Raw genomic sequence first — 16,892 nt, forward strand, 5'->3', positions numbered from 1 at the left:
AGAGGTCACTCCCATGCAACAGGAACAATCCATTTCCAGTCAAAATTTGTCCGATTCCCGGCTCAGCCGCTTCGGATTCCATTCTAAAAAGCCGTCCGATTCCGCTTTTTATAAGGCATTTTTTTCCATGTATCCGCTGCTCGTCCTGCAGAATGTCGTGACGCTTTCCGTCAATCTCGCCGACAACATGATGCTCGGAGCTTACGGTGAATCCGCACTGTCCGGTGCTGCAGCCGTCAATCAAATTCAGTTCGTCTATCAGTGCCTGCTTACTGCCCTGGGCGATGGACTCGTCATGTTCGGCAGCCAGTATTGGGGCAAAAAGCAGCTTTCCCCGCTGCGCAAAATCGCCGCATCCGCCATGCACTTCGGGCTTTTGCTTTCTGCAGTTTTATTCCTGCTGGTCAGCATTTTCCCGATACAGGCGCTTCGGATTTTCACGACGGATTCCGCCATCCTCGAACAGGGCGCACAGTATCTGAGTATTATCCGTTTTACTTACCTGTTCTTTGCAATCACACAGATTCTGCTCGCAACCCTTCGAAGCGTGGAAATCGTCGGCATTGCGTTCCGGCTTTCCTGCATGGCGCTTCTTGTCAATTGTTCGATTAACTATCTTCTGATTTTCGGTCATTTCGGATTCCCGCAGCTGGGCATCCGCGGTGCGGCGATCGGCACGCTGACCGCCCGCATATTGGAGGTTATCGTTCTGCTTGTTTACCTTTTCCGCAGCGCAGGCAAAAAGCTCGGGCTGCATTTTTCCAATTACTTCCATGTCGATCCGGTTCTGACGAAGGATTACCTCAAAACAACAGCCCCTATGCTCGTCACGAATGGACTCTGGGGCGTCAATACCGCCCTGCAGACCGTTATTTTAGGGCATATGACAGCTGCTGCCATCGCGGCAAACAGCGTTGCCTCGACCCTTTACATGCTCATCAAATCCACCGCCGTCGGTGCTTCCTCCACAGCCTCCGTCATGATCGGAAAAGCAGTCGGCTCCGGTGACATCCCGCTGACAAAACACTATTCCAAACTGCTGCAGCGTCTGTTTTTATGCATTGGTGTACTGTCCGGCATTACACTGTTTTTCATCCGTATCCCGATCCTCTCGATCTACGATCTGCAGCCTGCCACAAAGGAAATGGCAAATACTTTTCTCATCATCCTGAGTGTCATCTGCGTCGGCATGACTTATCAGATGCCCACCAATAACGGCATCATCCGCGGCGGCGGGAACGCACTTTTCGTCGTCAAAATGGACCTGATCAGCATCTGGTGCATCGTCCTGCCGCTGTCGTTTTTCATGGCGTTTGTGATGCATGCATCCCCGACCGTCGTGGTCTGGTGCCTGAACGCAGATCAGATTTTTAAATGCGTGCCCGCCTTTCTGGAATCCAACTACGGCAACTGGATTCGGAAGCTGACGCGGGACGAGTGAGGGCGCAGGCTTGGTGCAACGCCCCACGCCATCCGGCAAAGACACAAAAAACCCGGAGCAGAATGTCTTCTCAGCAAATATTTGCCAGACAGCATCCTGCTCCGGGATTTTTTATTCGCATATTGGCATCGGACAGCCGCACTTCTTTCAGCCGCCCGATGCTACGCATGACACGCGCAGAGCCATTTGACGGCAAGCTGCCGCTTCAACCGCCCTGCCTGCGCCGCCCGCTTGCGCTGTTTACGCGTTTACTTTTTCTACACCGATGGTAACGGTTTCTCCGTTGACGTTCCACTCCTTGCTGACTGCAAGTGCTTCTTCGCCAACAAACGCATCTGCCAGAACCTTGCCGGCGATCATTGCTTCATTCCGCGCAACAATGCCTTCTACCTTCTCATTGCCGCAGACAGAAACCTTAATGTGATCCATCACTTCAAAGCCTGCATCCTTACGCATAGTCTGGATCTTGCTGATGACTTCGTATACAAAGCCCTCTTCCAGCAGTTCCTCAGACAGGTTGGTGTCCAGAACGACTGTCATGTAGTTATCTGCCTCAGATACATAACCGGGCTTCTGAGCCATATCGATCAGCAGGTCTTCTTTGGTCAGCTCCACTTCTGTGCCGTTCACGTCGAATTTCAGTGCTCCAACGCTTTCCAGCTCATCCATTGCAGCATTTCCATCCAGCCCATCCAGATGCTGTTTGATACCGCCAAGCTGTTTGCCGTATTTGGGTCCCACGGTGCGCAGCTGAGGCTTGAAGGTGTATGCCGTAAAGTCACGCACGTCATCTGTGAATACTACCTTCTTGACATTTAATTCGTCTTCAATGATTTCCTGATAGAAATCAGACAGCTGCTTGTCGGCTTTGACAAACATCGTGCCGATAGGCTGACGGTTCTTGATGTTTGCCGTGTTGCGGCACGCACGTCCCATAACGACGATTTCCAGAACCTCTTTCATATCCTCTTCCAGCTTCTCATCGATCATAGCGGTATCCACGGTCGGGAAGTCGCACAGATGAACGCTTTCCGGAGCGCTTGCATCTACGCTGCAGACGAGGTTTCTGTAAATATCCTCTGTCATAAACGGGATCATCGGGGCTGCAGCCTTGGCAGTTGTCACAAGCGCTGTATACAGTGTCATGTAAGCGTTGATCTTATCCTGCTCCATGCCCTTTGCCCAGAAACGTTCCCGGCTTCTTCTTACATACCAGTTACTTAAATCATCCACAAAATCCTGCAGTGCTCTTGCAGCTTCCGGGATACGGTACTGATCCAGGTTTTCATCCACAGCCTTTACCATAGTATTGAGTCTGGACAGAATCCATTTATCCATAACGGAAAGCTTATCATATTCCAGAGTGTGCTCTGCCGCATTGAAATTATCGATATTTGCATACAGTACAAAGAACGCATAGGAGTTCCACAGCGTGCTCATAAACTTACGCTGACCTTCCATAACCGCCTTGCCGCTGTAGCGCTTCGGAATCCAGGGAGCGGATACCGTATAGAAATACCAGCGGTTTGCATCTGCGCCGTATTTTTCCAGAGCTTCGAAAGGATCTACCGCATTGCCCTTGGACTTACTCATCTTCTGACCATTTTCATCGAGAACGTGACCCATAACGATAACGTTTTCAAAAGGAGAGCGGTTAAACAGCAGCGTAGATTCCGCCATCAGAGAGTAAAACCAGCCTCTTGTCTGGTCAACAGCCTCGGAAATGAACTGTGCCGGAAACTGTCTCTTAAATACATCCTGATTTTCAAAGGGATAATGATGCTGTGCAAAGGGCATTGCGCCGGAGTCAAACCAGCAGTCGATTACTTCGGGAACACGGTGCATGGTACCGCCGCACTCCGGGCACTTCATTGTGATCTCGTCGATATAAGGACGATGCAGCTCTACAGTCAGCGCCTTTTCGTTGCCGGATTTTTCAAACAGCTCCTGACGGCTGCCGATGGATTCCATATGTCCGCAGGAGCACTCCCATACGTTCAGAGGAGTTCCCCAGTAACGGTTTCTGGAAATACCCCAGTCCTGTACGTTTTCCAGCCAGTCGCCGAAACGTCCTTTACCGATAGATTCCGGAATCCAGTTTACAGTATTGTTATTTGCAATCAGTTCATCGCGGACTGCCGTCATGCGGATGAACCAGGATTCTCTTGCGTAGTAGATCAGGGGCGTATCGCATCTCCAGCAGTGAGGATAGCTGTGCTCAAACTTCGGAGCCGCAAACAGCAGGTGCGCATCCTCCAGAGCCTGCAGGACAAGGGGATCTGCTTTCTTTACAAATACACCCGGCCAGGGAGTTTCTTTGGTCATATCGCCTTTACCGTCTACCAGCTGTACGAACGGAAGATCATATTTTCTGCCTACGTTTGCATCGTCTTCACCGAATGCAGGTGCGATATGAACCACGCCGGTACCATCTGTCAGGGTAACGTACGTATCGCAGGTTACATAGTAGGCTTTCTTATTCTGTTTTTTACAGATATCCACTGCACAATCAAACAGCGGCTCATACGCCTTGTATTCCAGATCTTTACCGGTGTAGGTTTCCAGCACTTCATAGGCGGGAGCTTCCGGATTTTCCGCATTCAGCTTGCCAAGAACAGTATCCAGCAGAGCTTCTGCCATATAATAGGTATAGCCGTCAGCAGCTTTTACCTTGCAGTATGCTTCGTTCGGATTTACGCAGAGTGCAACGTTGGAGGGCAGGGTCCACGGCGTGGTTGTCCATGCCAGGAAATAAGCATCTTCGCCGACTACCTTGAAGCGAACGACTGCAGAACGTTCCTTGACATCCTTATAGCCCTGCGCAACCTCCTGTGCAGACAGCGGTGTTCCGCAGCGAGGACAGTAGGGAACGATCTTAAAGCCTTTGTATAACAGGTTTTTGTCCCAGATCTGCTTTAATGCCCACCACTCGGATTCGATATAGTTATCATCATAGGTGATGTAGGGATTGTCCATATCTGCCCAGAAACCAACGGTATCGGAAAATTTTTCCCACATACCCTTGTACTTCCAGACGCTTTCCTTACATTTATCAATAAAAGGAACCAGTCCGTACTGTTCGATCTGATCCTTGCCGTCCAGACCCAGCAGCTTTTCCACTTCCAGCTCAACCGGAAGTCCGTGGGTATCCCAGCCTGCCTTACGGGGTACATAATAGCCCTTCATGGTGCGGTAACGAGGAATCATGTCCTTGATAACACGGGTTTCCAGATGTCCGATATGCGGCTTGCCGTTTGCAGTCGGAGGTCCGTCATAGAATGTGTAGGTCGGACCCTGCTTGCGCTGTTCCATACTCTTTTTAAAAATATCATTGTCACGCCAGAACTGCTCAACGTTCTTTTCGCGTTCCATGAAATTCAAGTTTGTGTCAACTTTGTTGTACATGGCTTTGTTCCTTTCCTTTGAATAAACTGATGCCCTCGGGTCGCGCATGCGACATGATTCCATTCCGCCGCAGTGCGATCTGAGCTTTTTTATCGTCTGAAAGACGATAAAAAAGCCCCGCCCCTGTAAAGGGACGAGGCACTTGTTAGTGACTTCGTTTCACCACCCGTTACAACATACGCCCGCTGCAAATCAACTCTGCCGGGAAATATGCGCTCCGATAACGCCGGAAACTGACGTTGCTGCCTACCAGATACCCTGATCCTGTGTTTCCTGCAAAAGCTTCTGCTCTTTGGAAACCGGATCTGCCCCGGATACCGTTTGACCGCACAACTCGGAAGGGATTTTCAACCAACTCTACTCGCACCGGTCTTGCACCTGCACCGGCTCGCTGCAGCTTTCAACGATGGCTTACTGTCTTCGTCACAGTTTTTCTTTTTTATAACCTGTTTCTATGAGGCTGGAATGCGTGTGCATTCCGATGCCATAGATTATAAAACCCGAATTGCGGCATTGTCAAGCGGAATGGGAAGATTTTCCTGGAGCAAACGGCACATTTAAAGTGATTCTCTGATTTTATCTTTTTTTAATCAGATTTTCACACAATCGACACAGTTTTGGACTACATTAGTATTTATCAATAGGAACGAACCTTCGCGAAAACGAACCGCTCGCTCGGAAAAGAGGACTACTATGAGTGATCAGGGCAAAATTGAAAAAATCCACAAACTTGATACGAAGCATAAAACAGCTTCTATTATTAAACTGATGGAGGGTAAGCATTCCGATGCCGAAGTGATCTGCGCAGCACTGGAAGCGCTCGGCGACATTGCCGACGAGGATTCCCTCAATGAGATTACACATTATCTGGAACATGAAGATCCTGCGATCCGTACCAAGGCATGTTGTGTTGCTGCGAAATTGAATACGGATTATTTAAATACGCGTGTCCGTTATCAGATGTCCCAGGAAAAAGATCCTGAGGTCAAAAAAGCAATTCAGGAAGCTCTGGATCATGCAGGACACATTGTTGAGCCTTAACATTGGGCTTTTGAGACAGACATTCTCTTATATTCGGTGCAGATTGAACTATTTCAACCTCACACTACTTTCTCCTTTCAGGGCGTCGGAAAACCGGCGCCCTCTCCTTTTTTCCGGGAGCGTGAGCTGTTAGGTGGATTTCCGGAACCAACCTCACGGCGCAGCGCCGGGCAGAGAGGCAGGTTCTTCGCGAAAAGCATTCTCTGCAGACATTCGGCACCTTCAAGAATACCGCATTTCGAACAATTTACATTTTCCCCATTCCGATATACAATGATGCCAGGGTCAAAAAGTCTAAGCCCACATGAGCTTGCTCATAGGTGGGTGAAAGACCTTTTGACCCGCCCCCGATAGGAGCATAAAAGTGGGATGATAATCCCACGATATGCGACTATCGGGCAGGATTGTGGGAGTGCGCAGCACGGAACAATCCGCAGGCATCAAGGTCGGGGGCTTTTGACCCCGACATCATACAATACTGTTCAGATAAACCACTACCACCCGAAAGGAGGTTCTTCATGGAACCCATCTCCTCCCTGCAGGCCGAAGAAGCCCGCCTGCGCTCCAAGCTTGCAAACAATCCTTTTTTCTCCAGTGCAAGCAACCTCTTCCAGTTTCTTCGCTGGATGCTTATTTCAACCCTGACCGGACTCGTTGTCGGATCTGTCAGCACTATATTTAATTTTGGGCTGAAATTCGCAGTCGATTTCAGACATGCCCATCTCTGGGTTGTGCTCTTTTTACCTGTTGCCGGACTTGCCATCGTATTTCTGTATCGTTTTTTTCACTATGAAAATAATGCCGGCACAGACACTGTTATCAACAGCATCCATAAAGAAGCTCATATTCCGCTTCGCATGAGCTTTCTGATCTTTATTTCCACCATCCTGACCGTTTTGTGCGGCGGCTCCGTCGGACGTGAGGGCGCTGCCATGCAGATTGGCGGCAGCATCGGGGAACAGATCGGGGAAAAGCTCCGTTTTAATGAAAAGGATAAAAAAATCATGCTCATGAGCGGTATTTCCGCTGCCTTCTCCGCCCTGTTCGGAACCCCTATGGCAGCTGCTTTTCTCGCAATGGAAATCGCCAGCATCGGTATCATGTACTATGCGGCGCTCGTTCCCTGCATCTGGGCTTCCCTGACTGCCTATATGCTTGCCAAAGCATTTCACGCTCCCTTTGAAAATCTTGCGATTTCATCGGATGTCACGTTAAACCTCGGCGGTTCCGCCCGCGTGATTTTGCTCGCCGTCCTGTGCGCGTTTGTCAGCATCCTGTTTTGCAAAACCATGCACGTCATCAAGGCCCTTTATGCCAGATTTTTTCCGAACCCGTTTGTTCGCGCATTTACAGGCGGTGTCATTATTATCCTGCTTTCGCTTCTTTTGCGCACCGACGACTACTTCGGTCCTGGCATGAATATCATCGAACGCGCCTTACACGGAGAAACTGCGGCATTTGCCTTTCTTTTGAAAATTCTTTTCACCGCACTCACCATCGGTGCAGGCTTTAAAGGCGGCGAAATTGTACCCTCGTTCTTTACCGGTGCAACATTCGGCTGTCTGTTTGCCATTCTGACAGGTGCAAGTGCTCCGCTATGTGCCGCAATCGGCATGGTTTCTGTTTTCTGCGGCGTGACAAACTGCCCAATCACCGCGCTGTTGATCAGCTTCGAGCTGTTCGGCTTCGACCACGCTTATTACTACCTGATCGCAATCGCCGTCAGCTACATGCTTTCCGGATATTACAGCCTGTACCACGCACAGACGATCGTGTATTCGAAATTTGAAAACAGTTATGTAAACCGGCACGGAGAGTAAGAAATGCAAATACGCTGTAAAGGGGATCTGTGTTTTATGTTTCTCCTTTGTATTATTTTCACAAAATATAGATTCTTCGTTGCTTTCCCTCCGCTCATCCTCTACAATAAAATCAGGATTTCATACAATAGAATGCACGCTCTGCGAATATTCTATCGTCATGAATAAAATACAAAGGAGTATTTCATATGAAAGAAACAAAAGATTCCTCCCAACGGCTCAACAAAGCGGAAAAGAGCTGGATTCTCTATGATGTGGCTAATTCCGCTTTTATTATGATCGTTACTGCGACAATCCCCATCTATTTCCGCAGTCTGGCAGAGGGCTCCGGCATGAGCGGCACCTCCGCCACCTCCCTCTGGGGCAGCGCAACCAGCATTTCCATCCTGATCCTCGCCCTGCTTTCCCCCGTTCTCGGTGCAATTGCAGACTACGAAAATATGAAAAAGAAAATTTTCACGATCTTTTTCGTCATCGCCATCGCCGGAGGCTTCCTTTTCACATTCGCACCCGGGTGGCTGTCCTTTTTGATTTTCTTTATCATATCCAGGATCGGCTATGCCGCCTGCAACATTTTTTATGATGCTATGCTCATCGATGTTACGACAGATGAGCGGATGGACCGGGTTTCCACCTGCGGCTATGCATTCGGCTATATCGGCAGCTGCATTCCCTTCGTTGCAGGACTGCTCCTGATCTTAAACTGCGATACCATCGGTCTTCCTATGGTTACGGCAACACGGATTTCCTTCGTCATCACGATGGTATGGTGGATCATTATGTCGATTCCGCTGTACAAAAATGTGCACCAGCAATATTCCCTGCCTCATGAGCCCCATGTTTTTGCTGCTACCTTTAAACGCCTCGGTGCAACCTTTCAAAAGCTGGCAAAAGACAAGCGGATGCTGTTCTTTATCATAGGATATTTCTGCTATATCGACGGTGTTTACACAATTATTTCCATGGCAACCACCTATGGCGGAGAAGTCGGCATCGATTCCAATGCTATGGTTCTCGCCCTGCTTTTAACCCAGTTTGTTGCCTTCCCCTGCTCCATCTTGAGCGGAACACTTGCCAAGAAGTTCGGCTCCATGCGTATGATCAAGATTTTCATCGTCATGTACATGGCAATCTGCCTGTTCGGCTACGGACTTGACACCGAGCTGGAATTCTGGATCCTGGCGGTTTCTGTCGGTATCTGTCAGGGCGGCATCCAGGCACTGTCCCGTTCCTACTACGGAAAAATCATCCCGAAGGACGAATCCAGCGAATACTTCGGCTTCTTTGACGTATTCGGCAAGTTTGCGGACTTCTTCGGCCCGCTGATCATTTCCTTCTGTGCATACTTTTTCCACAACTCCAAATACGGCGTGCTGTCTCTGATCCTCCTCTTTGCGGCCGGACTGATCCTGATCACACTTTCTGAAAAACAACCGACTGCAGCTGAGTAAAGCAACAAAACAATAGAATGCACGCTCTGCGAGTATTCTATTGTCATGAATCAACAGCCACCGGAACGGTCCCAAAAGACGTTCCGATGGCTGTAAATTTTTCTCTATCCGTTGCCCTCAAACTGAGAGTATGTTAAAATAATTCAGATCATTCACAATCACAAAACCGGGGCGGTCTGCTGTTTTGCCCGTTCCGCAGTAAACCTGAGGGCAGCCGGAAAAGAGGCACAACACTTTTTTCACACCAGCTGCTCCGAAATGGAGAAAAGATTGAAAAATAACATTTTTCAATCGCGAGCTTTGTGTCTGCGCGCCCTTGACACAAACTCGACATACGCAAAAAGCGTGCGCAGAAATGAGAGAAAAACATGGGAAAACAGAATCTTACCCTCATGACCGACCTATATGAGCTGACTATGATGCAGGGATATTTTCGCAACAAGGATCGTAACGAAACCGTTATCTTTGACGCATTTTACCGCAATAATCCGATGGATTCCGGTTATTCCATCTGTGCAGGCCTAGAGCAGGTAATCGATTATGTCAACAATCTACATTTTGAAGACGACGATATTGCTTATCTGCGCAGCCTTGGCATCTTCGGGGAAGATTTTCTGAAATATCTGCGTGACTTCCATTTTTCCGGTGATATTTACGCGATCCCGGAAGGCAGCATCATGTTTCCCAGAGAACCTATGATTAAGGTTATCGCGCCGATCATGGAAGCACAGCTTGTCGAAACCGCCATTTTAAATATCATCAACCATCAGAGCCTGATCGCGACAAAGACTTCCCGGGTCTGCTTCGCAGCCCGTGGAGACGGCATTATGGAATTCGGTCTGCGCCGCGCACAGGGTCCGGATGCCGGAACCCTCGGCGCAAGGGCTGCCATGATCGGCGGCTGTGTCGGCACGAGCAATGTTCTCGCAGGACAGCTTTTTGACGTTCCTGTCAAAGGCACACACGCCCACAGCTGGATCATGAGCTTTCCGGATGAGTACACTGCATTTAAAACCTATGCAGATATGTATCCTTCCGCCTGCATCCTGTTAGTCGATACCTACGACACCTTAAAATCCGGCGTTCCGAATGCGATCCGCGTGTTCACCGAGATGCGTGAGGCAGGTATTCCCCTCACCTTTTACGGCATCCGCTTAGACAGCGGCGACCTCGCCTATCTGTCCAAAAAAGCCCGGAAGATGCTCGATGAAGCCGGCTTTCCGGACGCTGTGATTTCTGCTTCCAACGATCTTGACGAATACCTGATCGACAGTTTGAAGGTACAGGGCTGTAAAATTACGTCCTGGGGCGTCGGCACTCATCTGATCACCAGCAAAGACTGGCCGTCCTTCGGCGGCGTTTATAAACTCGCTGCGATCCAGGATGCACAGAGCGGTGAATTTATCCCCAAGATCAAGCTTTCTGAGAATTCCGAAAAAATCACGAACCCGGGCAACAAGAAAATATACCGGATTTATGAAAAAGATACCGGAAAGATCAAGGCCGACCTGATCTGCCTTGTCGACGAAACCTACGATGAAAACGAACCCCTTGTCCTCTTTGACCCCAATGAACCCTGGAAAAAGACGAAGCTGTTGCCCGGTACTTATGAACTGCGTGAGCTGATGGTTCATGTCTTCGACCACGGTAAATGTATTTACCATTCTCCGAAGGTCATGGACATCCGCGATTACTGCCAGAAAGAACTGGAAACTCTCTGGGAAGAAACCCGCCGTCTGGTCAATCCCCACGGCGTTTATGTCGATCTTTCCCAGAAATTATATGATATGAAGATTAGCCTGCTCAACCAGATGAGTCAGGTATAAAAAAACCGATGGAGGAACCCATGCTGAAAATTATTACAGATTCCGCCTCCGATATGCCTCAGTATATTGTAGAGCGTTTTAATCTGCACGTTATTCCGACCCCTGTTGTTATCGACGGGGTAGATTATTTAGACGGTGCGACCATCCACACGAAAGAATTTTATGAAATTCTGGATGACGTCAGCCGCGATATCAAAACCTATCACATCAATCCCGCTATGTTTGAGGAAGCGTTCCGCCCCTATGCAGAACATAACGACAGCGTGATCTATCTATGCTTTTCCACCGGAATCGCAGGCACCTTTAATGCCGCTAACATCGCAAAGCAGAATATCCTTGAGGACTATCCGGATTTCGATCTGACCATCGTGGATTCCAAATCCGCTGCCATCGGTTTTGGTCTGATCGTATATAAGCTGCTGCTTTTACAGGAGGCCGGTGCAGACAAAGAAAAGCTGCTGCGCGCCGCAAATTTTTATGTCAACCACATCCAGCATGTTTTTACTGTCAGCACACTCCGTTATCTGATCAAGGGCGGCCGCCTTTCCAAATGGAAGGGAACCGCAGGAGAGCTGCTGGATATGAAGCCTGTTCTGATCGTTGACAAGGACGGCAGCCTGCAGGTATTAAAAACCATCCGCGGCCGCAAAAAATCCCTAAAAGCCCTGATCGAATATGCACAGGAAAACATTGCAGACCCGTCCCGTCAGATCATGGGCATCTGCCACGGGGAAGATCCCGATTCCCTGCAGTATACCAAAGACCTTCTGCTGCAGGCTGTTTCTCCAAAGGAGCTGGTCGAATCCACCATCGGCTGTGCCATCGGTGCACACACCGGACGCGGCATCATCGGCATCGTGTTCTTCGATGCGATGGATGACGAATTCGATGTGTGAAGCCGCCAAGAACAGCTCTGCTGCAGCGCAATCCTGGTGCCATGCAGAACATTTCGGCATATGACAACCGTATCTATTGATATGATTTGACAAAAAATTATCCCCATATCCAAACCACTGTCTGAACAGGTATCCACATTTTGCGTGGCCTGTCAGCAGCGGCGGATATGGGGAGTTTTATTCAAAACAACAAAGTTCTTTATTTGAAAATTTTTTGCATCTCCATGTATCGTTTTAACAGAAATGTACAAAAATATGGAAATGTAATGATATCATCGCTGATCCCAATATTTCCAGTTGTAAATTTTATTCCATGTCTGATATCGGGATAAGTATCGCTTTTTATCAGTTGTGCCATCGATTTTGAACGATTGGTATTTGATTTTACTTCTACCGGAATCAGTTCATTGGAGCTACGGATAAAAAAATCCTCTTCCAATGTAGAATTTTCTTTCGAGTAATAGTATAGCCCATATCCCTGCTTTATAAATGCTTCCGCTGCAAAATTTTCATAAAGTGCTCCTTTATAGACACCCAGATTTTTATTTGCCCTCAGATCTACCTGTGCCTCATCATCCAGACTTGCTACCAGTAAGCCGGTATCCGAAATATATACTTTATATTTGTTTTCACAGACATTTCCTCTCAGAGGAAGTTCCGGAAATTGCAGACAATCGCATAAAGTGATCAAACCGGCATCTTTCAACCATTCTACACAGCCCATGTAATCTTTTGAACGGGCTCCTTTTACGATCCTGGAGTATTGGAACTTTTTATTTTCTTTCGCCAGCTGCGCCGGAATGGAGCGGTAAACGCTCAGAATTTTCGCTTTATCCAATCCTTCTGCATATTTTATAATATCGTTTTCGTAATCTGTCAAAAGCTGTCTCTGTAATTGCAGGGAACCTTCGAATGTTCCTTTTGCAATGTAATTGGAAACAATCGCAGGCATGCCACCCAAAATGCAATATTCCAGAAAAAGATTTGAAAAAGTGTTTTGTTCCGATGCTGAAAATGGTGTGCCGGAAAGCATGTGCTCAAGCATATCGGATATAACCTGTTCCTGATATCCTTTTGCCCATAGAAACTCTTCAAAATCCATAGAATACATCTGATAATCGGTTTTATAACCGACGCTGATGCTGGCAATTCGATGATATTGCACACCAAGCAGGGAGCCGGAACATATAACGTCATATTTGCCGTTTTCTTTGAAGAATTTGAGAGACGTAGCAATTTCCGGAAAGTCCTGGATTTCATCAAAAAAGAGTAAAGTTTCACCTGTATCGAAATGTTTGGAAGGATCGATTCTGCTGATCAGTTTCAAAATATTATCTGCCGAAAAGCCCTCGTCAATGATTGTTTTATAAGCCGGTTCTGTAATAAAGTTTATTTCAACTAAATTTTTATAATTTTCTTTTGCAAACTTTCGAATCGTTTCGGTTTTTCCGACCTGCCTTGCTCCTTTTATAATTAAAGGATACCGATCAGGATTTTTCTTCCAGTTTCTTAAAAAAGTATCTGTTTTTCGAATCAAATAACTCATAAGGTGTACCTCCGACCGTATCTTTATTTTATAGTATACACCATTTTACACTTTTATGAGCGTATTTTTTTCTAAAAATACATTTTTATGAGCGAATTATAATGATAAGATTACATTTTTATGAGTGCGAACTCCCCATATCCAAACCACTGTCTGAACAGGTATCCACATTTTGCGTGGCCTGTCAGCAGTGGCGGATATGGGGAGTTTTTATATTCTTTTATATTTTCGTTTACCCGATCTCCACCGGCGCGCCATGGTTTAATCTGGATTCTTCCGCAGCGAACGCAACCAGATGGCTGTTGATCGACTGCTCCAGCGAGGTGATACCCTGCGGTTCCTTGCCGGTCGTGATCATTTCCAAAAATTCCAGAACCATTCTGACGTCACCGCCGCCATGTCCGCTGAAATCCGTCGCAAGCTTCGTCACATCAATCACCTCTCTCGGCTGTCCAAACAGTCCGATTTCGATAATATTTTTTGTCATATCCGCTGTGATATCGCCTTTTGTTCCCATGATCTTACAGTAACGGGAAGCGCCGTCACTCGTAAATCCGCTCATGGAAAAGCTGATGTTGCTGCCGTCGGTGTTTTCAATATTCGTGATCTGATGATCTACAACGTTGTTGTCGCAATGGAATACACAGCGTCCGTAAGGTCCTGTCTTGATCGCTTCATAGATGCTTTCCTCTGTCGGATGAATTGCCAGAACGTCAACCGGCCATTCGGTGTTGCCCTGTGCGATGCCGGTACGCTTGTTGGTGATATAAATTTTTTCCGCATCAAACGGACAGTTTCCTTTTGCCTTACAGCCGTCCATGCAGCGAAGCGCAGCACCCTCCGGTGCACAAGCTTCCTTGAAGAAATAAGTATCTCCCATCGAGGACACGCGCTTTGGCGTCTTGTCCGCCAACCACAAATACAGGTCGAAATCGTGACAGGTCTTCTGCAGACACATGGGGCTGGTCGTATTGCTGTTTCTCCAGTTGCCGCGCACGAAGCTGTGGGCCTGATGCCAGTAGCCGACGTTCTCGATGGCCTGAATCGTTACGACGTCGCCGATGGTTCCCTCAGAAATGATCTCTTTGATCTTCGAGAAAAAGGGCGTATAGCGCAGCACATGACAGACTACGATTTTTCTGTCGTACTTGCGGGACGCTTCCAGCAGCTTGTTACAGTCCTCTGCACTGGGGGAAATCGGCTTCTCCATCAGGATATGGTAGCCTTTTTCCAGCGCCAGCAGCGCTTCCCGGACATGATCCTGATCCTGTGTGCAGATAAAAATCGCATCTGCCAGCTTCGGCTGCGCCAGAAGTTCTTCCGCACTCGTAAAGCAGCGCTCCTTCGGTACGTTGTACTCTTTTGCAGCTTCCTCTACACAGGCAGGATTGATGTCCGCCAGTGCTGTAATCTCCATTAAATCCGGATATTGTTTGGCAATCGGCGCATAAGTTACTCTTCCGCGGCTTCCAAGGCCGACAATTGCAACGGTTGTTTTCATGGCGTTTTCCCCTTTTCCTTTTGTGTTTGTTTTCCAAAACCAAATGACACCGTCGGCGTCGCCTGGTTTTGGTGCGTCAATACAGTATAACATTTTTTATTCGTAAAGAGAATCTAACGTAAGCAATAAAGCATCTTCCTCTCCTCTTTTTATTTAAAACATTTTTATTCAAATCATTTTTAATAAAATTGATCTGAATAAAATAGGTCATAGAAAAGACTTTCTTACAACTCATTTTCATCCAAAAAACCCGCGGCATCCTGACATCAAACCTCAGGAATCGCCACGGGTTTCTTCTTTTTATCTTCTACAGGACACGCCTGACAAACGCTCCCTCAGGCATCTGGTATCGTAACGGTTTACTTCAGTCCTGTTTCTTCACAGTATGTCTGCCACTGTGCTGCCCAGCCTTCTCTTGCGCTGTCCAGCCCTGCTGCCTTTACTTTCTCCCGGAAGGTTTCAACAGCTGCATCCACGTCGTCTACCAGACCGTTCTGCAGAGGAAGCAGATATTCGCTTACTACATCATCGATTGCTGCCTTTTCTGCAGAATATGCGCTGTAATCCTCAGAAAAACCGCTATAAGGATCTACACTCGGCATACCTTTTTCTTCACAAATCTTTCCATAATTGTCAAACATCTCCTGCAGCAGCTTTCCGCCTTCGCCGTTGGGCAGCTTGTACTCCGGATTTCTTAAGGACCATGCATTTAAGCCTTCATAACCGAAGTCAGAGTTCAGACTCTGATACAGGCCATCCGAGGTTACCTCATAATCCTCGCCCTCGATGCCATACTGAGTCAGCAGGTTCAAATCCTTATCGGTTGCCAGAAGCTCGAGAACCTTCATCGCTCTTTCCGGATTTTTGCAGTCTTTGGTAATTGCAGTTGCATCTGCAGTAGGGGTTGTGGACCATACCTTACCAGCAGCTTCACCAAATGTAAAATATGCGGTTTTCCAATCCGGGTGATCTGCTTTCCATGTTTCTACACGGGTTGCGTATTTGTTCGGGTTCATACCGAAAACTAAGGCTACACACTGACCGTTATCGTACTGTTCGCCTGCATCTGTTGTGTTGGAAAGAATACTTCTGGACCAGTAGCCCTTATCCGCCCAATCCTTCAACAGCTTCATATCCTCTACGAACTCGTCAGAGAACCAGTAATCCTCAACTTTCGTCGGGTCTGCCATTTTCACACGCTGACCATATCCGCTCTCGATTCCCACAACCGGATCATCCTCATATGCTAAAATACCCTGGGGATTCTGCGCAAGCAGTCCCTGGCTGGGATCCTTTTCCTGAATGCCCTTTAAGTATGCTTCCAGATTTTCGATGGAATCCGGCACTGGAAGATCATATTTTTCTCTCAGATCTTCGCGGTACTCAATTCCTCCGGGTGTGTACTGCTTCCAAAGGCATGGAATGGTCATGATCTTTCCGTTTACACGACAGCCCTCCAGCGCTGCGGGGTCGATCTGAGCTTTATAATCAGGAGATACCTGATCCAGCAAATCATCCAGCGGTAAAAATGCACCGCTCTGTGCCAGCTGTCCGAAATTATTCCAGCTTGCGGTATAGATTAAATCTACACCGCCGGTGGTCAGCTGCAGCTTGTATTTTTCACCCCAGTCTGTCCATGTAGAAAACTGAAAATCTACGGTTGCATTTGCCTTTTCCAGCAGGATCTCATTGATCTTATCCTCTACGCGATCCAGCCCTGCCGGTGCGTCACCAAGCAGATAAAATACCAGGTCAACCCGTTCGGAATAATCCAGCTCCTTTGCCTGTGCTGTGGTTTCCGTCTCTTTTGTGGCAGCCTCTTCACTCTGCACTGCAGCCATAGTTTCCTCGTAGCTTTCCCCAAGCTGACTATCTGCAGTCTGCTTATTGCCGCAGCCCGCCAACATCGTAGCGGTCATTGCAGCTGTCAATAGTACACTTACAACTTTTTTACGCATATGTTTC

10 protein-coding genes are annotated in these 16,892 nt (G+C 47.8%); 6 read left to right on the forward strand and 4 right to left on the reverse strand.

Features of this window, described 5'->3' with window-relative positions; genetic code table 11:
- Positions 1 to 127: 127 nt before the first annotated feature.
- Positions 128 to 1,441 (forward strand): MATE family efflux transporter, encoded by a 1,314-nt coding sequence (locus OCV62_RS12175; RefSeq protein ID WP_262587055.1) that lies wholly within the window; start codon positions 128 to 130, stop codon positions 1,439 to 1,441.
- Positions 1,442 to 1,681: 240 nt separating this feature from the next.
- Here OCV62_RS12175 and ileS read toward each other — a convergent pair whose 3' ends face one another.
- A complete protein-coding gene (gene ileS, locus OCV62_RS12180) occupies positions 1,682 to 4,846 on the reverse strand; it encodes an isoleucine--tRNA ligase (RefSeq protein WP_262586994.1) in 3,165 nt (1,054 codons plus the stop codon).
- Positions 4,847 to 5,539: 693 nt separating this feature from the next.
- On the opposite strand from ileS, the gene OCV62_RS12185 reads away from it, so the two are divergent.
- The 5 genes from OCV62_RS12185 (at position 5,540) to OCV62_RS12205 (ending at position 11,880) form a co-directional block, all read left to right on the forward strand.
- The gene (locus tag OCV62_RS12185) at positions 5,540 to 5,887 is read left to right on the forward strand and encodes a HEAT repeat domain-containing protein (protein WP_021915175.1); all 348 of its coding nucleotides are present in this window, start codon (positions 5,540 to 5,542) and stop codon (positions 5,885 to 5,887) included.
- Between the two features lie 518 nt (positions 5,888 to 6,405).
- Positions 6,406 to 7,707 (forward strand): chloride channel protein, encoded by a 1,302-nt coding sequence (locus OCV62_RS12190; RefSeq protein ID WP_262586997.1) that lies wholly within the window; start codon positions 6,406 to 6,408, stop codon positions 7,705 to 7,707.
- Positions 7,708 to 7,895: 188 nt separating this feature from the next.
- Positions 7,896 to 9,158, forward strand: a complete 1,263-nt coding sequence (locus tag OCV62_RS12195) for an MFS transporter (RefSeq protein WP_262586999.1) — start codon at positions 7,896 to 7,898, stop codon at positions 9,156 to 9,158.
- Between the two features lie 368 nt (positions 9,159 to 9,526).
- A complete protein-coding gene (locus OCV62_RS12200; RefSeq protein WP_262587001.1) occupies positions 9,527 to 10,984 on the forward strand; it encodes a nicotinate phosphoribosyltransferase in 1,458 nt (485 codons plus the stop codon).
- 20 nt (positions 10,985 to 11,004) lie between these two features.
- On the forward strand, positions 11,005 to 11,880 hold the full coding sequence (locus OCV62_RS12205; protein WP_262587004.1) for a DegV family protein: 876 nt from the start codon (positions 11,005 to 11,007) through the stop codon (positions 11,878 to 11,880).
- Between the two features lie 199 nt (positions 11,881 to 12,079).
- Here OCV62_RS12205 and OCV62_RS12210 read toward each other — a convergent pair whose 3' ends face one another.
- The 3 genes from OCV62_RS12210 to OCV62_RS12220 form a co-directional block, all read right to left on the reverse strand.
- The gene (locus OCV62_RS12210; protein ID WP_262587006.1) at positions 12,080 to 13,426 is read right to left on the reverse strand and encodes an ATP-binding protein; all 1,347 of its coding nucleotides are present in this window, start codon (positions 13,424 to 13,426) and stop codon (positions 12,080 to 12,082) included.
- A gap of 232 nt (positions 13,427 to 13,658) precedes the next feature.
- Positions 13,659 to 14,927, reverse strand: coding sequence for a Gfo/Idh/MocA family protein (locus OCV62_RS12215; protein WP_262587008.1), 1,269 nt, complete (start codon positions 14,925 to 14,927; stop codon positions 13,659 to 13,661).
- 359 nt (positions 14,928 to 15,286) lie between these two features.
- Complete coding sequence (locus OCV62_RS12220) at positions 15,287 to 16,885, reverse strand: extracellular solute-binding protein (RefSeq protein WP_262587010.1); 1,599 nt, start codon at positions 16,883 to 16,885, stop codon at positions 15,287 to 15,289.
- Between the last annotated feature and the right edge of the window lie 7 nt (positions 16,886 to 16,892).

The sequence above is a fragment of the Gallintestinimicrobium propionicum genome (assembly GCF_025567525.1).
In the GTDB taxonomy this organism is placed as follows: domain Bacteria; phylum Bacillota; class Clostridia; order Lachnospirales; family Lachnospiraceae; genus Gallintestinimicrobium; species Gallintestinimicrobium propionicum.